This window comes from Sinomonas susongensis (genome assembly GCF_005877005.1).
Lineage (GTDB): Bacteria > Actinomycetota > Actinomycetes > Actinomycetales > Micrococcaceae > Sinomonas > Sinomonas susongensis.
In genome coordinates this window covers 255,427-275,193 of sequence record NZ_SSNH01000004.1, presented here as the reverse complement: position 1 = coordinate 275,193, position 19,767 = coordinate 255,427, and the positions used below count along the sequence as shown (strand labels likewise).

General features: G+C 68.4%; 17 protein-coding genes and 1 pseudogene. 10 read left to right on the top strand and 8 right to left on the bottom strand.

Annotated elements, in window-relative coordinates; all coding sequences use genetic code 11:
- Window positions 1-971: 971 nt before the first annotated feature.
- Window positions 972-1,121: a hypothetical protein gene (locus tag E6A21_RS17840; protein WP_171041323.1), complete on the bottom strand. Its 150-nt coding sequence runs from the start codon at window positions 1,119-1,121 to the stop codon at window positions 972-974.
- 208 nt (window positions 1,122-1,329) lie between these two features.
- On the opposite strand from E6A21_RS17840, the gene E6A21_RS07970 reads away from it, so the two are divergent.
- Entirely contained in the window at window positions 1,330-1,635 is a 306-nt protein-coding gene (locus tag E6A21_RS07970) for a hypothetical protein (protein WP_138443604.1), read from the top strand.
- Window positions 1,636-1,726: 91 nt separating this feature from the next.
- Here E6A21_RS07970 and E6A21_RS07965 read toward each other — a convergent pair whose 3' ends face one another.
- The 3 genes from E6A21_RS07965 to E6A21_RS17835 form a co-directional block, all read right to left on the bottom strand.
- On the bottom strand, window positions 1,727-2,017 hold the full coding sequence (locus E6A21_RS07965) for a hypothetical protein (protein ID WP_138443603.1): 291 nt from the start codon (window positions 2,015-2,017) through the stop codon (window positions 1,727-1,729).
- 1,210 nt (window positions 2,018-3,227) lie between these two features.
- The gene (locus E6A21_RS07960) at window positions 3,228-5,618 is read right to left on the bottom strand and encodes a hypothetical protein (RefSeq protein ID WP_138443602.1); all 2,391 of its coding nucleotides are present in this window, start codon (window positions 5,616-5,618) and stop codon (window positions 3,228-3,230) included.
- A gap of 9 nt (window positions 5,619-5,627) precedes the next feature.
- Window positions 5,628-5,780 (bottom strand): hypothetical protein, encoded by a 153-nt coding sequence (locus tag E6A21_RS17835; protein WP_171041322.1) that lies wholly within the window; start codon window positions 5,778-5,780, stop codon window positions 5,628-5,630.
- An 8-nt stretch (window positions 5,781-5,788) separates the two neighbouring features.
- Between E6A21_RS17835 and E6A21_RS07955 the strand changes: the two genes are divergently transcribed.
- Genes E6A21_RS07955 through E6A21_RS07940 form a run of 4 tightly spaced genes read left to right on the top strand, consistent with a single transcriptional unit; the run spans window position 5,789 to window position 8,122 of the window.
- A complete protein-coding gene (locus tag E6A21_RS07955; protein WP_138443601.1) occupies window positions 5,789-6,667 on the top strand; it encodes a pyridoxal phosphate-dependent aminotransferase in 879 nt (292 codons plus the stop codon).
- The gene (locus tag E6A21_RS07950; RefSeq protein ID WP_138443600.1) at window positions 6,664-6,957 is read left to right on the top strand and encodes a hypothetical protein; all 294 of its coding nucleotides are present in this window, start codon (window positions 6,664-6,666) and stop codon (window positions 6,955-6,957) included. Before E6A21_RS07955 ends, E6A21_RS07950 begins: the two co-directional genes overlap by 4 nt.
- 55 nt (window positions 6,958-7,012) lie before the next feature.
- Window positions 7,013-7,609 (top strand): TetR/AcrR family transcriptional regulator, encoded by a 597-nt coding sequence (locus E6A21_RS07945; protein ID WP_138443599.1) that lies wholly within the window; start codon window positions 7,013-7,015, stop codon window positions 7,607-7,609.
- Between the two features lie 6 nt (window positions 7,610-7,615).
- Window positions 7,616-8,122 carry a hypothetical protein gene (locus tag E6A21_RS07940; RefSeq protein WP_138443598.1) on the top strand — a complete coding sequence of 169 codons (507 nt, stop codon included), beginning with the start codon at window positions 7,616-7,618 and terminating at the stop codon, window positions 8,120-8,122.
- A 181-nt stretch (window positions 8,123-8,303) separates the two neighbouring features.
- Here E6A21_RS07940 and E6A21_RS17830 read toward each other — a convergent pair whose 3' ends face one another.
- Window positions 8,304-8,588 carry a pyrroline-5-carboxylate reductase family protein gene (locus E6A21_RS17830; RefSeq protein ID WP_171041320.1) on the bottom strand — a complete coding sequence of 95 codons (285 nt, stop codon included), beginning with the start codon at window positions 8,586-8,588 and terminating at the stop codon, window positions 8,304-8,306.
- A 401-nt stretch (window positions 8,589-8,989) separates the two neighbouring features.
- Between E6A21_RS17830 and E6A21_RS07930 the strand changes: the two genes are divergently transcribed.
- Window positions 8,990-9,880 carry a LysR family transcriptional regulator gene (locus tag E6A21_RS07930; RefSeq protein WP_171041319.1) on the top strand — a complete coding sequence of 297 codons (891 nt, stop codon included), beginning with the start codon at window positions 8,990-8,992 and terminating at the stop codon, window positions 9,878-9,880.
- Window positions 9,881-10,094: 214 nt separating this feature from the next.
- Here the strand turns inward: E6A21_RS07930 and E6A21_RS07925 are convergent, their stop codons facing one another.
- The gene (locus tag E6A21_RS07925; protein ID WP_138443595.1) at window positions 10,095-11,453 is read right to left on the bottom strand and encodes an MFS transporter; all 1,359 of its coding nucleotides are present in this window, start codon (window positions 11,451-11,453) and stop codon (window positions 10,095-10,097) included.
- A gap of 158 nt (window positions 11,454-11,611) precedes the next feature.
- Window positions 11,612-12,511: a LysR family transcriptional regulator gene (locus tag E6A21_RS07920; protein WP_138443594.1), complete on the bottom strand. Its 900-nt coding sequence runs from the start codon at window positions 12,509-12,511 to the stop codon at window positions 11,612-11,614.
- A gap of 145 nt (window positions 12,512-12,656) precedes the next feature.
- Between E6A21_RS07920 and E6A21_RS07915 the strand changes: the two genes are divergently transcribed.
- Both E6A21_RS07915 and E6A21_RS07910 read left to right on the top strand, forming a co-directional pair.
- Window positions 12,657-13,616, top strand: a complete 960-nt coding sequence (locus tag E6A21_RS07915; protein ID WP_171041318.1) for an alpha/beta hydrolase — start codon at window positions 12,657-12,659, stop codon at window positions 13,614-13,616.
- A 140-nt stretch (window positions 13,617-13,756) separates the two neighbouring features.
- Window positions 13,757-14,247: pseudogene (locus E6A21_RS07910) on the top strand (type II 3-dehydroquinate dehydratase).
- Window positions 14,248-15,183: 936 nt separating this feature from the next.
- Here the strand turns inward: E6A21_RS07910 and E6A21_RS07905 are convergent.
- Entirely contained in the window at window positions 15,184-15,987 is an 804-nt protein-coding gene (locus E6A21_RS07905) for an alpha/beta fold hydrolase (RefSeq protein WP_138443592.1), read from the bottom strand.
- Window positions 15,988-16,323: 336 nt separating this feature from the next.
- Between E6A21_RS07905 and E6A21_RS07900 the strand changes: the two genes are divergently transcribed.
- Both E6A21_RS07900 and E6A21_RS07895 read left to right on the top strand, forming a co-directional pair.
- The gene (locus tag E6A21_RS07900) at window positions 16,324-18,192 is read left to right on the top strand and encodes an alpha/beta hydrolase fold domain-containing protein (protein ID WP_171041317.1); all 1,869 of its coding nucleotides are present in this window, start codon (window positions 16,324-16,326) and stop codon (window positions 18,190-18,192) included.
- The gene (locus E6A21_RS07895; protein WP_138443590.1) at window positions 18,189-19,763 is read left to right on the top strand and encodes an ABC transporter substrate-binding protein; all 1,575 of its coding nucleotides are present in this window, start codon (window positions 18,189-18,191) and stop codon (window positions 19,761-19,763) included. The genes E6A21_RS07900 and E6A21_RS07895 overlap by 4 nt, the downstream gene beginning before the upstream one ends.
- The last annotated feature ends 4 nt before the right edge of the window (window positions 19,764-19,767 follow it).

The window sequence follows — 19,767 nt, the reverse complement described above, 5'->3', positions numbered from 1 at the left end:
TGGAGATCGGCGTGGACAAGAACACCACGGTCGTCTTCCCGGCCCCGCTGATGAGCACCATCGGGGAGCTCTCCGCCTTCCTCACCCGCGAGAAGCAGGCCGCCGCATCATCCGCAGACGGGAAGGCCCCCATCAAGGCAGCCTGACCCGCGCGCCGCCCCGCACGACTCCGGAGCTGCCGCGGTCGTGCGATGGCCGCCTTCGAGGTTGCCGCACGGGGCGCCATCGTCGGCCGGGTCGGCGTCCCCCACGACGTCGAACTGGACCCCTCAGGCACGTTCTGCCGCAACGTCGCATGCGGGGCAAGCCAGCGCCGCGCGCCTACCAGCCCGAATTGCTCGAGTAGTTCTCGACGGCTCCACGCGACCCAGGGCATCGGGCTCGTCGCCACCCGCGACGGCAGCGTGCAGGAGATCCGTCGGGGCAACGTCGTCTTCATCGAGCCAGGCAAGGGACACTGGCTCGATGCCGCGCCTGAACGGCTCATGGCCTCCGTCGCCATCCAGGAAGCCGACCAGAGCGGCCAGGTCCTCGCCTCGGCTCGACCGCGTCACGGACCAGGAATACAACGTCGGTTGAGCGCTGATCGATCACGAATCACAAACGTCACGCTCAACTTAAGAAGAAGGGGCCCGCTCCTGGGAAGGCTCAAGCTCGGCAGGAGCAGGCCCCCGCGAGACCCTAGCAAACCCATCAGCCCCGTCCGGTGCTTCCTCCATGCCACTCGCAGTAGTAACGTCGGAACCCCGGGGCGGATGCGGTGGGACATGGAGGGCGTCCCGTCCCACCCTGCACGGACGCATCCGCCCTAGGGCACTTTTCGCACGGAGGGTTAATGGGCCTGCCCCCGGCGCGGAAGGAGGATTGGGGGAACTCCAACCCGATGCCCGGGGCAGGCGTGGAATCGAGAGTAGCAGATCAAATAGAGCAAGCGTCCTGCTCAAGGGCTCCATTTCGTGCAGGTTCGTCGGTCAGCGGATGTTGTGGCCCGGAATCTTACCGGCGTCCTCGGGGAAAGCCTTCGCCATCTGCGCCTTGTACCCGCCGGTCCATCTGGCCTGGTCGACCTCGGCCCAGAAGGCCTTGTTGTCGACGTCGATACGCCACACCCTCTCGCCCAAGGTCGGATAAAGGTCCTATACGCCCACCGCATCCACAATCTGAACGAGGTCGTAGTCCTGAGGTGTTAAGCCACGCCTTGCGATTCAATCCCCGACGATCTGCGCTGGAGTCTTCGTCCTAGGAGCTTCCATGGCGTGATCCTAACCCTCTCGACGGCAGATCAAGTTGGCGTTCCCCACTGTCGGGCCTCGGTGCGAACATCCAACCGTGTCTGCACTGAACGAAGGCGGCGAGCCGGAGCCGGACCCGGTCGTCACGCCGAACGACGCAATCGACCCGGCCCGGATCACTCGCGCCCACAAGGCTGTTCCGGTCTGGGTGCAGCTGACGTTCGACGATGGGAGGCCCTCCCGCACGGAGAAAGGCTTCGTCAGGGCGTGGACAGGCCGCTTCGTGCTCGTGCAGGTACTGTGGCAGATCAGCTATTACCGGGGGGCTCGGGAGTACTGGGTTGAGGCGGGACAGGTGAGGCGGCGGGTGATCGAGCCCCAGTGGCTGGGGCGGTCCGCGTGAGATTGAGGAACGCGCCGAGTCCAGATTCGTATTCCGCGACGTGCCCCCCGGACAGCCTCCCAGGAATGAATGCGCCGTTCTTTACTCCAGTTCAGTTGCGGCTGCGCGCCGTTCCCCGCTGGCGGCCGGCTGGGGGCAGTTCCTCGGCTTGTGGGTAGTGCCTGACCGTGGCCTGGGCGACCAGGAGAATCTGCCGCTGCTGGTAGCTGAGCTCGTTCCAGGTCTGGCCGCTCAGGGCACTGATCGCCTCCCCCACCGCATCGGCCTGGGCGTGTTCGCTGGTAGAGGCGAAGCCGTTGTGCATGTGGGAGTGCCCGGCGAGGAACCCTTGAGCTTTCAGGACGTTGATGGCGTCAAGGACGATGGCGCGGTGAGCGTACATGAGACCTCCCTGTTTCTATGTCCGGGGTGCCAGTCTGCACCGCCGTCCGGTGCGATGCCCAAGTAGCCAGTACTCGAATTGAACTTGCCGCTCCTGAGCATGCCGAGGACCGCGAACGGGACGGTGAAACGTCGCGTCCTCCCTCTCGTCCTGTCCGGAAGCCGCTGCGGCAGCGAGGGTCAGGGCCGGTGCCGCCTCCATGGCCTCCAACAGGGGCGGAGAAGAACGGCCCCCTTCGCCCGCGCCTGCTGGCCCTGACGGCCTGGCTGGCGGCGGTTGGACTCGGCGAACTTCTCTGCGACATGGATGCCGATGCCCGCCGCGGCCACGACCAGCCCCTCCAGGGCTGATGACGCCCGCGGCACCCAGGCCACGGAACCCCATTAGCCGTTTCGGCTCCATCAGCTCCGACATCGCGGGGATCTTCGGGACGGTGAAAGACATCTCCTGCCCGCCCGTCCCTTGACCTTTGGCAGGCGTGCCCGCCCCTGGCCTTGAGCAGGGGCATCAGTGCTGAGAGTTTGTTTCTCGTTGGCCCCCGTTCGCCGTCTCACCCTCCTGGCCCGAGCGGGATCGTCCATTCCGGATCGCCCATACCAAGCACCCCCGATGCCCTTTAGGGAAGACTTCGGCGGCCCGCGGTCCGGGGTCTTACGGTTCCTTGACCCCCTCCGTCTCGGAGGGCACGGGCTAGCCTCGCTCCCTGTGCATCATCTCGCACGGCTCGGAGGGCGGCAGCCGCCCACCCCGCTCAGGCCGGCACCCGCCGGGTCCCGGTTGGACGCGCTGGTCCAAGGTGGGGGCTAGCAGAGCGGCTACGACCCTCCGCCTGACCTTGACCGCTGACGTCCCCCAGACGGCGTTCCCGCTGATTCCAGGACGGGCCCCCTCCCTTCCTCGGACCGAGGAAGGACCTCGTCGTCAAGCTCTCCCCAAGAAGGACCCTGGGGCCACAGGCGCGGTCTTGGCCACGGGCCCGCAGGCGGTCCGTCCCACTTAGGCGACTCTCTGAGTCTCTCCGAAGCTTGCCCGGCGTGTTCGCCGCCCCGAGACCGCGCCGCACCTGAGGGCCCCACGCCGCGAATGCTGTCTGGGAGGGCACCAGCAGGGACGTCTACTACGGGGGGCCGTCTCCAAGGCCGTCGAGATGCACGGGACGGCAACATCTCCCGGTCCCGAGCCGGAGGCTCGTGCGGCCCGGCGGAGCGGTTCAGCTGGGGTACACCGTGGGTGCGCGGAGGGGGCTGTTGGTGGTGGCTGGAGTCTGGGGTCCTTGGGCGGGTGCGGGGGCGAGTGTCTGGGCAGGGGCTTCGCTAGGGGCCGAGGATACGTCAGGCCCAGGAGCCGTCGGCGACGGGATCGTGCCGGGCGCACTTTGCGCGGGGGTTGCATCGTCGCCGGCTGGCGCGCCTGCGGGAACGCTCGGAGTGGCAGCCTGCGTGGTTGCGGGGCTGCTGCCAGCAGTCTGGCGGGTCGCAGAGGGGTCCTGCTCGATGATCTGCTGGATGCGCGAGATGTACTGGTTCAGGCGGTCCTGGATTTGCGACAGGGGCACGCCCTGGATACCGGCCTGGAACTTCCCGATCTCGTCCCACAGCTGGGCCAGCTGATCCATTCCCGCGGCGCTCAGGGGCCCGTCCAACGTCAGGACGAGCTGGTTCGCCAAGGCGTAGGCGAGGCACCGGGTGCAGTTGTAGTTGGCGGCAGTTGCCAGGTTCTCCGGGACGACGGCGTGGACCTGGCCCACGACGAGCACCACCTGGAAGGCGACCGCGACGGCCGCGCAGTCCCGGCAGCTGGCGAAGGCATCCGCTTCGTTCGTGTTGACCGCGTTCCCGTCCTTCACCCAGACGAGCGCGAATGCAACGTCATAGACCACCGAGCCGTCCTTGGTGTTGACGGCCAGGGCCTGATTCCCGCCCTCGCCAAGGGGAGCCGGCTTGCTGAACGGGAAGACCCAGGCCGGCGCGGGAGCCCGGGCGGGGCTTTGGGCATGCGCGGACGCCGGTGCTGTCGCGGTCTGTCCCGCCCTGGGCACGAGAACCATGGCCAGCTGTGGTCTGTCAGCCGTGGGCCGAGCGGCCCCCTGCGGCCAGATCGCGGCTATCTGTCCCTCCTGTCCCTGCACCAGACGGTCCGTCCGAGGAGCCGTCATCGCAAAGGCATCTGCGATGGTGCCGCGCTCGGACGGCTGGATAGGGCGATAGGAGGAGCCGTTGGGCCACCACATGGCTGCGAGCAGGGCAACGGCTGCGACGCCGGCGACCACGGATGCGGCCCGCCGGGCCGGCCGTCCCTTCGTCCTTCGCCACATGCTGCCCGCGCCGCGGCTGGCCATCCTGACGAGGATGAGGGCCATGCCGAGGATGGGCAGGGCGGCCGCGAGGATCATGACGACCTGGGCGCCTGCGCCCACGAGGTCGCCACGGCTCAATGCCGCGGCCAGGGCAGCCTCCCGGACCACGACGCTCGCCCAAGCGGTGGCGAGGACCCGTGGGAGGGTCAAGACCATCAGTGCGAGACTCCCGAGCAGGAGGGGGACCACGATCAGGACCCAGAGGGTGACCACGACGCGCGCCCAGGGCTTGAGGACCTTGGTCTCCGGATGACCCCAACGCCACGGCAGGAGGCCGAGCAGCGTGGGACGGATGCGGTGGAACAGTTCGGGGACCCCTGTCACATCCGCGAGCACGTGGTATCCGTCGAACCGCACGAGAGGCGTCAGCTGGCGGATCATCTGCAGGATCTGGGTCACGACGACAAGGAGCAGAGCGTCGTACCGGGTCCCCCACCAGATCCCGGCTATCACGACTGTAACGATCGCGTTGAAGTAGAGGCCGCCCAGATCGGTGCGGACGCGCCCGCCGCGTCCGAGGCGGTACGAGTCGGTCACGTCGGTGTAGAAGGCAGGCCAGAACAGGTACAGGCCCGCCCCCATCGCCCCAGGGGTGGCACCGCCGTAGCGTGCCGCAGCAGCACGGCCGAATTCGTGGAACCCGGCGGAGAAGACCGTCACGGCGACGACCAGCAGCAGCAGGCCGGGACTCTCGAACGCCTGGTAGGTCGCCGACGCCAGCCCCTTCTCAGCCAGTACCCACCAGCTCACGAAGAGGAAGGCGGCCACCAGCGGGGCCACGACCCATGGACGGAACAGGGCCGCGAAAGGCGCTGTCAGACGCCGAGTCTTCTCCGCATCGGTGACCGTGTAGCGGAAACGCAGGCTCAGCAGGGGGTTCGACCGTCGGACTTCCGGCTGCGAACCGTCAGCACGAGTGAGCAGCCCCAGCGGAAGCAGCCGGGCATCGATCAGGGTGCGGATGTTCTCCGCCGTGACCCGGCCGAACGCATGGCTGACCCGCTCGGCGATCTGCGAGACGCTGCTCTGCCCGTCGACCGCGGAGAGGACCCTGTAGAGCAGCGGCGTCAGCTGCAGGGTCTGGCCGTCGCCGCGCCGCACGAGCGCGGGCGCGTCCCGGTAGCCCGAGCCCTGCAGCTCGCCGATCAGTTCGACGCCGTCCGCCCGTGTGGGGAAATGCTCTTGGACGCCCGTCGCCGAGGCTCGTTCGACAGGCTCGGGCGGACGTCCGGGACGCACCGTCATCGGGGGCCGCTACTGCTGGAGGTTCGACTGCTGGTGGGTGGTTGCTGTGGCAGCCCCGTCGACGTGCTGGTTGATGATCGCCTCCTGCTGGGCATCCGCGACGGAGGTGCTGTCCACTGTCCCGATGTTCGCTGCCACGCCTGCGTTGATGGGCGCGGCCACATTCGCATTTGCTGCCAGGCGGGACCGCCGGGCTCGCCGCGGCGATCCTCGCCGTCGTCAACCCCGGCGACCGCGTGGTCATCCCCGATCCCACCTACTCGCTCTACGCGGACCTGGTGAACATGGCCGGCGGCGCGGTTGTCCCGGTCCCCCTGGCCGAGGACCTCCACTGGGACGTCTCGGCGCTCTCCGAGGCGCTCGTCGGAGCGAAGCTGTTCGTCTTCTGCAACCCCTCGAACCCGACCGGGATCGTGCACAGCCGGCCAGAACTCGAGGCGCTTGCCTCGTTCGTCTCCGGCAGCGACACCTTCATCCTGTCCGACGAGGCCTACAGCGAGCTCGTCTACACGACCGAGCCGTTCACCTCCGCACTCGAGCTTCCCGGGCTCCGCGACCGGACCATCTACTGCCAGACCTTCTCCAAGAGCTACGCGATGACCGGCTGGCGCGTGGGCTACCTCTGGGGACCGCCCGAAATCATGAACGCCGCCGCCCGGGTGCACGGGACCTTCAACGGCTCGCTCAACACCGCCGTCCAGCATGCCGCCGTCGTCGCGCTCGAGCAGTGCCGGGACGACGTCGAGGAGATGCGCCGCTCGTACCAGGAGCGCTGCGAGCTGATGTACTCGGCGCTTGCGCAGATCCCCGGGCTCACCGTCCGCCCGCCCGAGGGAGCCTTCTACCTCTTCCCCAAGTACGAGCTCGAGATCCCCTCCGCCCAGCTCACCGCCGAGCTGCGCTCCTTCGGCGTCGCCGTGCGGCCCGGCGGGGAGTTCGGCGCGGCGGGCGAGCAGCATCTGCGCCTCTCCTACGCCGCGAGCCCCGAGCACATCACCGCCGGAGTCGAGCGCCTCGCGGCTGGCCTGAGCGAATTGGCACGCCGATGATCACGTCTGTCTTCCCCACGATGGTGCTGCTCGACGAAAGCAGCTCGCAGCTTCGGTGCAGGATGCTGGGCGGCCCGATCCACCTCCTTCGCCGTCAGGCGCACCGTCTCGGGAAGCTCGTAGCCGGTGTTCCGGGAGTTCTCGGCGTCCGCGAAACGCTCGACGGCGTCCTCATCGACTGCGAGGCCGGCACCGAGGAGGCGCGGCAGATCCGCAAGGCTGTCGGCACGATCTATTCGGTGATCGCCGGCGGCGGAGCCTACCCTGCGACGGGGCGCGCGGATGGTTAGGCTGGGAGGCGCGGGCGCGAGGCCCGCGCCGACATCCCCAGAGAGGACGCGCCGCTTGCGAAGCGACACCAAGCGCAATCGCCGCCAGCTGATCCAGGCAGCCGGACGCCTTTTCGCCTCGAGCACCGGCCTGGAGTCCGTCAGCATGTCCGACATCGCGCGCGAGGCCGAGATCTCCCCCGCCACCGCGTACCGGCACTTCGCCTCCGTGGAGGAGGTGCTCACCGCCTACCGCTACGGGATCGGCGAGCGCCTCAAGGAGTTCAGCGACGAGCAGAAGAGCTCCGGCGTCAAGCTCCTCCGCGACGTCGACCGCCGCTGGGTCGAGCTCGTGGGCGAGCACGGCGGATCGATGGTGCACACCCGCTCCCCAGAGGGCTACCTCGCACGACTGCGCGGCGGGGCCCAATACCTCACCGTTCAGGCCGACGCCCTGGAACGGCCCCTGCGCGAGGCGCTTGACGAGCTAGGGCTCCCGCCCATCGGAGACGAAGCCCTGTTCCTCTGGAACATCCTCTTCGACCCCCGAGAAATCCTCGACGTGATCAACACCGTGGGCCTGTCGGAGAAGGACGCAGCGGATCGACTGACCGACACCCTGCTCGGCGCCCTCGAAGGCTGGTGCAAGAGCGGGCAGATTTCTCGGAGCTAAGGCCCCATGCCTGAAACGCCAGCCCGAGGCTATCGGCACCGCGCGAAGGAGAAGCTGCTCGCGCAGGACGGGGAATCCCGGGAGAGACTGCTCGACGCGCTGGCTCGCCACCGGCAGAAGCTCATGCAGCTTCGCGTCAGGATCCGTACCCTCACCGGCGCAAAGAACGAGGCTATCGCGCAGGCAATCGAGGATGGCCTGCGCATCTCCACCGTTGCAGCCGCCGTTGGCGAGAGCGTGCCCCGCATCCGAAGCGTTGCCCTATCCTTCGAGGACCTCCCGCAGAGCGATGCCACCCCCGACGAGCATCTCCACACGCTGCAGACGCTTGCCCTGGACCTCCAAGAAGCCGTGGGAGCGAAGTTCGGCATCGAAGGCCAACTCGGCGTGCTTATCGGCCACGCCTACCGCATGGGATTCACGAACGAAGCGCACTTGGCCGGCTTGGCCGGGGTTCCACCGGAATGCGTTCGTCAGAATGTCCGGGGGCTTCGCCGGAATCCCCCGATCTGAACAGAATTGAAAGTCTAGTGCTGTCTCTTGATCGCTCTCCTTACAGTGGGGACCTCGAACCGCCCAGATCCCTCGCTGCCTTCTCCAAACCCCTACCGCTTCACCTTAGGGTTGTCGTCGCGCGTGGGAAGAGCTAGCGCCGCGTAAGGACCAGGATTCGGGTGTGCCCGTCATCGTGCCCTCAGCTCCTCTGCCCGGCCGACGGCCGCCCGCATAGCGTGCTCCGCGTGCCGGAAACCGCGGCCTGCTCAAGGGCAGCAATTGCGCGTTCCGTGGCGCTGCCCGGACTTGAGATCTCGGTCAGCGGGGCCGACGGTGCGCGTACGGAGGCCTCGAGCAGGGAAAGCGACCCGTAGAACGTCTCGAGCAGGAGTTCCGACGTAGTCGCCTCGTCGAAGCCCAAGCCTCGCGAGGCGGCCGCGAACTCCTCGATGAGGAAGCAGACGTAGGCTGGGCCTGCACCCAAGACCAGCCCGCCCCGGCGGGACGAGGGGAAACACCGGCCCGATCCGAGGATCTCCCACCCCGGGCCCCCTGCCGCCCCGGTGCCGCGGTAGGGGCCCGGAGACCACAGAAGACCACAGACGGCCGGCCATCCTAAGGCATCGGCCCCGTTGACGGACAGCGCCACCCGACCCAAGGAAGATGTCCTCGACCGAGAGCAGTGGTTGCACAGTTGGATGATCTTCTGGACAACCCGGTTGAGCGGCATTATTTCTCCTTGCCGCGAGGTGCCGGTTCCGGCACCTCGGCCGGATCTCCGTGCTCTCCCTCACGCAAAACAGCCTGCGCACACGAGACCGCATGAAAAAACCTAGAATCTGATAACATATTTGCAATCATTGCCCGGGATCACAGGAGGCGGGTGTGCAGATCAGCTGGCTGCAGACTTTCGTCGCGGTCGCTCAAGACCTTCACTTCGGGCGGGCGGCGCGGAGGCTGCACCTCGCACAGCCGGCGGTGAGCCAGCAGATCCAGAGCCTGGAGAAGGCGGTCGGGACCAAGCTGTTCAACCGCGACAGGCGCTCGGTTCGGCTGACCGACGCCGGGGCCGCCTTCCTGGGGCCGTGCAGAGAGGTCCTGGCCGGGCTCGGCACTGCCGTCCAGAAGGCCCGCAATGCCGGCACCGGTGAGTTCGGCCACCTCCGCGTCGGGTACAACGCCGGCTTCGCCCCCGACGCCCTCGTGGACCTGATCAGGCTCGTTAGCCAGGAGCATCCGCATCTCGAACTCGAGGTCGACGAGTCCAGGACGAACGCGGAGATCCTTCGCCTCCTCGAGGACGGTGAGCTGGACTTCGGGCTCCTGGGCGGTCCGGTGACGGGGAAGGGCCTGGCCTGGCACACTCTCTCGACCGTGCACCTCGGCGTCCTCCTCCCCCGTGACCACCCGCTGGCAGACGGGCCCGGCGTCTCCATGGGGCAGCTTCGGGAGGAGTCTTTCATCCTGCTCCGGCCGGCGCCCGGGCGCACGCTCCGCCGTCTCGTGGAGGAGGAGTGCGAACGGGCCGGGTACCAGCCACGGGGAGTCGTCGAGGTCAGGGACGGGCTCAGCGTCCTGCCTCTCGTTGCCTCCGGGATCGGGATCGGCTTCGGTGTCAACTCGGCCCTGACAACCGTGCCAGGGCATTTGAGGCTCTTGCCTATAACGGACAGTGCCCCGACTGAGATCAGCATCGTCTGGAGGGCTGAGGACGTCACCCCTGCGCTCTCCAACGTGCTGGAACTGGCCCGGAGGGTGCTCCCACCCCGACCGTAGGCGCGGAAATGCCGGCCACGCGGCAGGATTCGAGGGTACAACTGGGGGGTCGGGTCCGGCTGTGCCAGAAAAAGGGGTGCCGGCGGCGTTCGAATCGCGACGCTTGGCTTGGAGGCGACAGACGGGTGTCGCCATTGACGGGCATTCGGGGGCAGACCAGGATCGCTCACGCGGCCCCCAGCCCGCCCCCGGTCCCCACGTCAGGGGGATTCCGTCAGGAAGCTTCCAGACTGTCCAGTTCCTCTGCGGCAGCAGCCAAGGTCGTCGTCGCAGAAGAGGCCGGCTTTCCGAGCTCGCGCAGCGTGAGGCCTCGGGTTTCGCGGGCGCTGAGGGCCGATCCGGCCGAGACGAGGCAGCACACTGCGGTGAAGACGGCCACGGGGATCCAGCCGGTGCGTCCTGGCTGGAGGAGTGCGTATCCGATGGTGGGGGCGAAGCCGCCCAGGAGCACGCCGAGCTGGGTAGAGATGGCGACGCCGGAGAATCTGACCTTGGTGTCGAACATCTCCGTGTAGAAGGCGGGCTGCAGGGCGCCGGCGGCGCCGCCGCAGACCGAGAGCAGGATGCCTCCGAGGAAGACGAGGGCGACGTTTCCCGTGCCGATGAAGTAGAAGTAGGGGAAGATCAGCACGGCTGCGGCTGCCATGCCCCCGACGAAGATCGGCTTGCGCCCGACGCGGTCCGACAGGATGGCCCACAGGGGCATGACGATGATGCCGACAAGGTTCGACACGACACCGGCCCAGAGCATAGCGGCCGCGGGAACGCCGGCGGTGCCGGTCGCGTACGCGAGCCCGAAGATGCCGGTCACGCTTCCCACTACCGCGAGGATGCTGCACAGGACGACCCGGACCATGTTGCGCCAGTGGTTCTTCAGCAGGGGCACGATGGGGTACTTCTCGACCCCTTCTGCCGCCTTGGTCTCGACAAAGATCTCCGGCTCCGGCACGCTGCGGCGCACGAAGTAGACGACGGCGACGAACAGGGCGCTGAGGAGGAACGGCACGCGCCATCCCCAGCCCAGGAGCGCTTCGTTGGGCAGGGCGCTGATCGGGATGAAGACCAGGGTGCCCAGGAGGATGCCGAACTGCGTCCCGGACATGGTCCAGCTCGTGTACAGCGCACGCTTCTTCCCCGGCGCGTGCTCGAGGGTCAGGGAGTTGGCCCCGGCCTGCTCGCCTGCGGCGGAGAGCCCCTGGCACAGCCGCAGGAGCACCAGCAGGATCGGGGCCCCGGTTCCGAGCGTGCTGTAGCCGGGCAGGAGCCCGATGAGGAAGGTGGACCCGCCCATGAGCACCACGGTGAACAGCAGCAGGCGCCGGCGCCCGAGGCGGTCCCCGAAGTGCCCGAGGATGACCGAGCCGACGGGGCGCGCGATGTAGCCCACGCCGAAGGTCGCCACCGCTGCCAGCGTGCCGGATGCCCCGCCAACGGACGGGAAGAACACGTGGTTGAACACGAGCGCCGCCGCGGTCCCGTAGATGAAGAAGTCGTAGTACTCCACGACGCTGCCGAGGAAGCTCCCCAGCGCCGCGCGCCGGGATACCCCTGCTGCAGAAATGCTGATCGACATCGTTGTCCCTTGCTTGTGCCCGGGGCGGCCCTGAGCGGCTCCGGAAGACGATCGGTTGTAAGAAGGATCACACCAGACTTGAAAATGGTCCAACATCAATATCTGATCTCTGAGATAGAGATCGCTTATAAATGCGGACCCTTTCCGGGATCCGCGGGTCAGGGCCCGGCCGGCGTGGGGAAGACCCGCCCGGCCACGCCCAGCACGGTCTCCAGGGCGGGGAAGCTGCGGTCCGCGGGCCATGCGATGACGCTCCGCAGGCGCTGTGGGACGTCGGTCAGGGCCAGGTAGGAGGCGCCGTGGGGCCAGATGTCCCGGGCCGTCTCCGGGACCAGCGTCAGCCCCATTCCGGCTGATACCAGGGCGAAGACCGTGAAGGAGTCGGCCGCCTCCTGCGCGATGTGCGGCTGGAAGCCCGCATCGAGGCACGCCTCGATCGTCACGTCCCGCAGGGCGAACCGGCTCGCGCTGTCGGTGAGCACGAAGGGCTCACCGCGCAGGTCCGAAAGCCGGGCCGACTCTGCCGTGGCGAGCCGATGGTCTGCCGGCACGAGGGCGCCCAGACGGCTGGCCGAGATGAGCCGGGAGGCGACCTTGGGGTGGCCGTGGGTTTCGGACATGATTCCGATGTCCAGCCGGTCCGAGAGCAGCTGCTCCAGGACCGAATCGTTGTTCCCGGACGCGGCGATGACGAGCTCGATCAGCGGATGGTGCCGACGTGATTCCCGGGCCAGCTGCGAGAGGCCCTCGTGCGCGAACGCGCCGGAGAAGCCGATGCGGACATTCCCCGACTCGCCAGAGCCGGCGTTCTGCGCCGCGCGGGCCGCCGCGCCGAGCGCCTCCAGGGCCGCTCGGCAGGGCTGCTGGAACGCGTGGCCTGCAGGGGTGAGCCTGACCGAGCGGGTCGTACGCTCGAACAGGACTACGCCAAGGGACCTTTCCAGCTGGACGATCTGCTGGCTCACGGCCGGCTGGGCGACGTGCAGGGCGCGGGCGGCCCGGCCGTAGTTCAGCTCCTGCGCGACGGCTTCGAACGCCTTCAGCCATCGAATCTCCATCCCGCAATGCTAGCGGGCGGCTTGGCGATTGATAAGGATCGACTATCTCTGACAGTTGTTTTTGATGTTGGACAGAGATCGCCTGCCAGGCGAAGGATTGATTCCGGCATGGCCGCACAGGCACGGCGAGAGATTGGAGCAAGGCGTGAGCACAGTACCGGGTCCCCTGTCCGACGGCACGAGGGCGTTCCCCTTCGACCCACCACTGGTGGGTGATCTCGGCGAGCGACGGTGGCACAGCATCGCCTACTCCTGCGAGGCCGGATACCGTCCGCTGTTCTTGGACCTGCGGGTGCCCGACTCGGCCTCCGAGGCATCTCCGGCCCCGGTGGTCGTCTGGGTCCACGGGGGCGGCTGGGTCCACGGTTCGCGCCGCAGGCAGTCGCCGAACCTGCACACGCACCGGGTCCTGGACCGGATCGTGCGGGACGGGTTCGCGGTGGCCGTGCTCGATTACCGCCTCGCGAAGGAGGCAGCCTTCCCGGCTCCCCTGATGGACGTCAGGGCATCGGTACGGTGGTTGCGCGGTAACGCCGTCGAGTTCTGCCTCGATCCGAACAGGATCGCCCTGTGGGGCGAGTCCGCCGGCGCCCACCTGGTCACGATGGCCGCCCTCTGCGACCGGCTCGACCCCGAGCCCCGCTCGGGCGAGCACCCGGAGCAGTCCGAGGACGTCCAGGCCGTCGTGGAGTGGTACGGCCCTGCCGACCTCGCCCTCTTCGGGACGGGAGCCGCGACGGCAGAATCGGAGGAGAGGGGGCCAATCGACGAACATCCCATCATGACCCTCATGGCCGGCTCCGGCTGGACTGCCGCGCAGCTCTCGCCGATCAGCTACGCCCGCGTGGGCATCCCGCCGGTGTTCATCGCCCACGGCACCGAGGACCAGCAGGTCCCCGTCGAGCAGAGCCGGATGCTCTACGGGGCACTCCTGGCAGCCGGAGCCGATGCGGAGTACCTCGAGACCATCGGCGACCACGTCTTCGTCACCCATGGCGAGCCCATCCTGCCCCACGTCACGCAGCGTTCGCTGGACTTCCTCAATCGGCATCTCAACCGGCCAGGAGCCTCGGCAGCAGGAGAAGGACTCCAGGCCGTCCCGTAGCGGCGACCATAGGGAACTGAACTGTCCTTGCCCCGGCGCCCAGTGCCCCCCTGGCGGGCCGGTCCCGCGAGTCTGACGGTGCAGCCGCGCGATCCCGCTGGCGGGCAGGAGCACGCCCACCCCGACCAGAAGGCTCATCCATGGCTTCCACTACCCCATCGCGCCTCCTCGTCCTCAACGGACCCAACCTCGGACTGCTCGGAACTCGCGAGCCTCACCCGTACGGAAGGGAGACCCTGACCGACGCCGAGGCACTCGTCGCCGTCCGGGCCGCCGAGTTCGGCGTGGGCTTCCTTCAGAGCAACCACGAGGGCGAATTGATCGACAGGCTCCACGAAGGACGCTTCCGGAACCACGGGGTCATCATCAATCCAGGCGGGCTCACCCACACGTCGGTGGCCCTCCGTGACGAGATCACCGGCGTCCAGAGCGCCCCGTCGTGGAGGTACACGTCACCAACATCCATGCCAGGGAGGATTTCCGGAGGCGCTCGTTCATTGCCCCGGTCGCCGTCGCTGTCATCGCCGGAGCACGAATCGCCGGCTACGGCTTCGCGGTGGACATCCTCGTGCGCCATCTGAGCTCTGGCGCGTCCGCCCCGAGCCGCGCCCATGCCCGAGCCGGCACATGATTGATCGACCGGCCCCGCGACTGGCAAAGGGGCCGAGTCCGGCGGTCTTCGCCTTCCCCGCGCGTCCGGACGCTCGCGCATCCAGGGGCGCTGACGCGTCCGACGACATGACCCCTAGGGGCAGGACCGCCTGGTCGTGCCACCCGAAGCCGAGGTCGGCGCGCAGGCGAGCCCCGACGCGGACTCCTGCGCGCTCTCGGCTGCCTGGCCTCCACCGGGCCAGGGATGCAGGGGGCTCATCGGCGTGCAGCATCCTGCTGCGCGGTTGGGATGCCGTCCACGGGCACATGGCAGGCGGGGGTGGGCCCGCGGCAGCTCGGATCGGGTGAGGAGGCCGCTCCAGCACGTCAGCCGGATGCGCGCATTCCCTGCGGCGTAGGAAGGGCTGCCGTTCGGCCGCCAGCGGCTGCACAGGGCGCAGCCGGCGGTCAGCTTGCAGATCCACAACCCCGAGGAGGAGCAGGGGCGACTGCCTCCTCGACCTGGCAGGAGGCGGGTGCGGCCCACTGATGCCAGGCAGGCACGCCGTCGTCGGGTCGCGCCGACAGCCGAAGGCCCTGTGGGCTATCGGCGTTGAGGCCCTCAGCGCATGCAATGCCGGGACCGGGAGTGCCACAGGGCCCGGATCGGCTTCACGGCGGATCCTGCCGGAGACGACTTGGTCTGAAGTGGTCGAAGCATTCGACGAAGGGGTGCCCGAACGTCGAATTAGTCATGGACTCTCGCTGCGCGAGTGTGCCGGGTCCCGTCGCCGGCCTGCCGAGGCCGGCGGCACTGGTGTGCCGTCGCGCAGGCGGAACCCCCGAGGTGGGCATGGTGTAGAGGGCGGGATGAAGGCCCTGCCCCTCCACAGTGTCCTTCCCGGTCCGGGGTTCATGGAAATGCCGTTCCGGGTAGCCGAACTCCGGACACCGAGCGGGCAGGACGATCGGACGTCTAGCTGGCGACGCCTGCGCTGGCGAGGAGCTGGTCGAAGGCTTCAAGGAGCAGGCCGCGCTGTTGGTAGTAGGCGTTGTGGGCGGCTCCCTGTGCCACGACGAGCCTGCTGTGCGGGACGAGCCTGTGGACGTTCTGCACCGCGGGGAAGATCTCAGGCGCCTCGAGTTGTCCGACGAAGAGCAGGAGCGGGCTCGTGATGCCCCGGAGTCCCTCCTCGGTCTCGCGGTCCTCGGGGCCCCAGCCCGGATTGATCGCACCGAAGGAGCGCCTGTGCCGGGCGGCCTCGATGGCGGTCGCGGTGGAGCGGATCCGGATGTAGCGCTGGTACTCGATGGGGTTGGCCTCGATCCACTCCGGGGTGAATGAGTTCCCGACGCCCAGCCAGATCCTCTCTTCCGGGTCGAGCGCGCTGGCGACTCCGCTCGGAGGCGCAGAGATGGGCCAGCCCATGCCGCAGGCGACGAGGGCCCGCGCCTGGTCCGGGTGCCTGACCGCCCAGCGCAGGGTGGTCATCGCTCCCATGGACTGGCCCATGAGGATGGGTCGGACGATGCCGAGCCTGTGCAGGAAGGCCTCGAGCTCGTCCACCCGGTCCGGGCCCTGGCCCTCCCGCTGGGAGTTGCTGGAGAAGCCGTGGTCGTAGCTGTCGTAGGCCAGCACCCGGAAGCGCTCCGAGAGGATGTCGACGAACGGTTCCCAGCAGGCGGCCGCCGAGCCGTGCCCGTGGATGAGGACCAGCGGGTCTCCCGAGCCGGTGTCGGTGTAGTGGATGTCGTTGCCGAGAAGATCGATCCAGGGCATGGGGCTCCTTTTCGTTGCGTTGGGGTGCGGTGCGTTTCAGGTCAGGCGCGGGTGACAGCGTGCCGTCGGCATGCGGCGGGCGTACCTGACCAGGGTCGGCGCCACAGGTCGGGCCGATTGCCCATTGACGCCTTCCCAGAACTCTCGCAGGGGTCATCGATAGGTGTCCAAGAGCAAAGGACGATAAATCCGATAGGGAAAGCCCTATCAGCGAGTGATTGGGTTTTCTTCTCACAGTGGTCGAAAACCACTCTTGGACTTCTATGAGTCTTGACCCCCATGCTCGTAGGAGCACTTTGTCCTATGACCTGCGCCACAATGAGGAGGCGATTGACCATGACGGCCATGACAGAGCCGGGACCGCTCAGCCAAGGCACGGCGGCGTTCCCGCGGCCCCTGCCCACGGACACGAGCCGGGGCGAGGCCCTGTACGAGAACATCCCCTACTCGGTCGAGGAGGGCTACCGCCCGCTGTTCCTCGACCTCCGGGTGCCTGCGGGGGCCACGGCCGCCCATCCCGCGCCGGTGGTCGTGTGGGTCCACGGCGGGGGCTGGGTGTACGGGTCGCGGCGCCGCCAAGCCCCGAACCTGCATGCCTACCGGGTGATCGACTCGATCGTCTCGGCCGGCTACGCGGTCGCCCTCCTGGACTACCGGCTCGCCAAGGAGGCGCCCTTTCCCGCCCAGGTCCGCGACCTCCGGACGGCCGCCCGCTGGCTGCGGGCCCACGCCGGGGAGTACGGGCTGGACGGGACCCGGATGGCAGCGTGGGGGGAATCGGCGGGCGCCCACCTGGTCACCCTCGCGGGGTTCTGCGCCGAGATCGGCGAGACCGCGGCGCGCGAGCATCCGGACCAGCCGGAGGACTTCCAGGCGATCGTGGACTGGTACGGGCCGGCCGAGATCTCAGGCACGGCGGCGAGTCTGCCCGACCCGGAGTCGGAAGAGGTCGGGTTCTACACGCAGAATCCTGTCACGGCGCTGCTGGAGGGGAGCACGTGGGATGCGCAGTCCCTCTCTCCCCTGAGCCACGTCCGCGCTGACGTCCCCCCGGTCTTCATCGCCCACGGCCGCCAGGACCGCCAGGTCCCGGTCGAACAGAGCCGGACCCTCGCCGCCGCGCTCCGGCAGGTCGGCGCCCAAGTCGAGTACTTCGAGACCGACGGCGGCCACGTCTTCACCGATGCCGAGACCCTGCCCGAGGTGACCCGCCGGTCCCTTGACTTCCTCGGCCGCCACCTGGGCGACGGTGGGGTCGATCCCGCGACCGTGCGCCTCGAGGAGGCCATGGCTGCCTCGGGCGACTTCCCCATCTTCACCGACGCGGAAGGCGCTGCAGTGGATCCCGGGACCGCGCGGGCACGGGGGGTCCGGCTCCGCGAGGCCCACTACCCGGGCCAGTTCTATCCGGTCGAATCGGTCGCCGAGGAGGCCATCCCCGGCCCGGCAGGACCGCTGCGGATCAGGGTCCAGAAGCCCCTCGGGCCCAGCGATGCGACGCTGGTCTACTTCCACGGCGGCGGATGGATCATCGGGGACCTCGATTCGCACCAGGCGAACTCGAGCCGGATTGCCGCCCTGGCCGACACGTGGGTCATCCAGGTGGAGTACCGGCTCGCCCCGGAGCACCCCTTCCCGGCCGCGGTGCAGGATGCCCTGGCCGCCGTCGAATGGGCCGCAGCCAACATCGACCGCTTCGGCGGCAATCCGCGCAGGCTCGCCGTGGGCGGCGACAGCGCCGGGGGCAACCTCGCCGCCGTAGCAGCCCTGCACTGCCGGGACCGGGGCATCCCCCTGGCCGCGCAGTTCCTGGTCTATCCGGCCACCGACCTGCGCGCCGCCGCCTCCAGCCCCGTCGGCGCCCAGTACCTCGGCCGCGACTCCGCGACGGTGGCTACGGACCCGCAGGCATCCCCGGTGCTGGCGGCCGACCACACGGGAGTCGCCCCTGCCGTGATCGGGGTCGGCCGCCACGACTTCCTCTACGACGAAGCAGCCGCCTACGCCCGGACGCTGGCCGGGGCAGGGGTGCCGGTCGTCTTCCGCGAATACCCCACGCTCAACCACGGCTTCTTCAGCTACGGGGCGGTCAGCGCCGCCGCCCTTGCAGCCTCCGAAGAGCTCACCGTCGCCCTGCGCGAGGTCCTGCACGCCTCACTCCCCTCCGCCCCCTCCGCCGTCCTCAACGAAGAGAGAAACCGATGAGCAGCTTCTCCCGTCCCGTTTCCCGCCGCACCGTCCTCGCATCCTCCGTCGGCCTCGCCTCAGTCCTTGCCCTGGCCGCCTGCTCCGGAGGCTCCGGCTCGACCGGCTCCGGGGGCAGCGGCAAGGGAACCCTGACCGTCTCGAACACGTTCGCGCCGGTGAGCATGGACCCCGCCCTGAGCGGCAACGGCCGTGCCGGGACCATGCTGACACCGGCCTACGAGCCGCTCGTGCGCACCCAGGCCGATGGAACGCTGGTGGCGGCCCTCGCCGAATCGTGGAAGCTGGCCCCGGACAACCGGTCGGTGACGTTCACGCTGCGCAAGGACGCCAAGTTCAGCGACGGCGAACCCGTCAACGCGGACGCCGCACAGAAGTCGATCGAATACTGGGTGAAGGCCAAAGGGCCGTTCTCGGTGAACCTGGGCAACCTGGACAGGATCACCGTGGACAGCGCGTACGTCTTCACCGTGTGGCTCAAGAGCCCCAACCCGGACCTCGTGAGCGTCTTCAACGCGTACTGGCTCGCCGGCAACCTCATCAGCCCCAAGGCCCTCGCCGACCCCAAACAGCTTGGCACCAAGACCTTCGGGGCCGGCCCGTACGTGCTGGACCCAGCCGCCACCGTCAGCGGCAAGTCCTACACCTACGTCCCCAACCAGTACTACTACGACAAGTCCAAGGTCTACTGGGACAAGGTCGTCATCAGCGTCTACGAGGACCAGAACTCGGCAATCCAGGCCTTCAAGACCGGCCAGCTCAAGGTCATGGTCTCCGACCCCATCACCGGCAACGCCAACAAGAACAACCTCCCCTCCGGCGCCCGCATCCTCTCCGACCCGGTCCAGTGGACCGGCCTGCTCCTGCTGGACCGCAAGGGCGAGACCGACAAGCCCCTCGGCGACGTCCGAGTCCGCCAGGCCATCAACTACGCCCTGGACCGATCGCTGCTGACCAAGGCACTGTTCGGCGACTTCGGCACGCCCACGAGCCAGCTCCAGGTCAAGGGCTTCGTCGGCTACGACCCCGCGAACGACGAGGACTACCCCTACAGCATCGACAAGGCCAAAGCGCTCCTCGCCGAGGCCGGGTACCCGAACGGGGTCACGATCAGGGTCGGATACGTCAGCAACACGCTCAACGCGACCCAGGCCCAGGCCATTGCCGGCCAGCTGGTGAAGGCCGGGATCAAGCTCGCCTTCACCGAGGCGCAGAACTTCGGGGACCTGAACACCCGCCTGGGCGAGAAGCAGTTCGGGGCCATCATCGCCCAGAGCAACTCCGGCACCCCCTTCATGGCGCAGTTCCAGACCCTCCAGCCGAACGGTTCCTACAACACCTACCACTCCCAGGACCCGGAGCTGACCAGACTGCTCGCCGCCGCGGCAACCGCCCCCGCGGCGCAGTCCGAGGCTGCGTGGAAGGCCGTCTACAAGTGGGTCGACGACAACGCCTGGTTCGGGATCATCTCGGCACTGAACGTGACCTACTTCATCGCCAAGGGCGTGGACGCCCCGCACCCGGGGCAGAACCTCGTGATCGACCTCGTGGACGTCAAGCCCGCTTCCTGACGCG

Bases quoted from the DNA above. Each gene is read 5' to 3' on its own strand.
- E6A21_RS07905 (WP_138443592.1), bottom strand. From the start codon at position 15,987: ATGCCCTGGATCGATCTTCTCGGCAACGACATCCACTACACCGACACC.
- E6A21_RS07920 (WP_138443594.1), bottom strand. From the start codon at position 12,511: ATGGAGATTCGATGGCTGAAGGCGTTCGAAGCCGTCGCGCAGGAGCTG.
- E6A21_RS07960 (WP_138443602.1), bottom strand. From the start codon at position 5,618: ATGACGGTGCGTCCCGGACGTCCGCCCGAGCCTGTCGAACGAGCCTCG.
- E6A21_RS07925 (WP_138443595.1), bottom strand. From the start codon at position 11,453: ATGTCGATCAGCATTTCTGCAGCAGGGGTATCCCGGCGCGCGGCGCTG.
- E6A21_RS07950 (WP_138443600.1), top strand. From the start codon at position 6,664: ATGATCACGTCTGTCTTCCCCACGATGGTGCTGCTCGACGAAAGCAGC.
- E6A21_RS07895 (WP_138443590.1), top strand. From the start codon at position 18,189: ATGAGCAGCTTCTCCCGTCCCGTTTCCCGCCGCACCGTCCTCGCATCC.
- E6A21_RS07900 (WP_171041317.1), top strand. From the start codon at position 16,324: ATGACGGCCATGACAGAGCCGGGACCGCTCAGCCAAGGCACGGCGGCG.
- E6A21_RS07965 (WP_138443603.1), bottom strand. From the start codon at position 2,017: ATGTACGCTCACCGCGCCATCGTCCTTGACGCCATCAACGTCCTGAAA.
- E6A21_RS07940 (WP_138443598.1), top strand. From the start codon at position 7,616: ATGCCTGAAACGCCAGCCCGAGGCTATCGGCACCGCGCGAAGGAGAAG.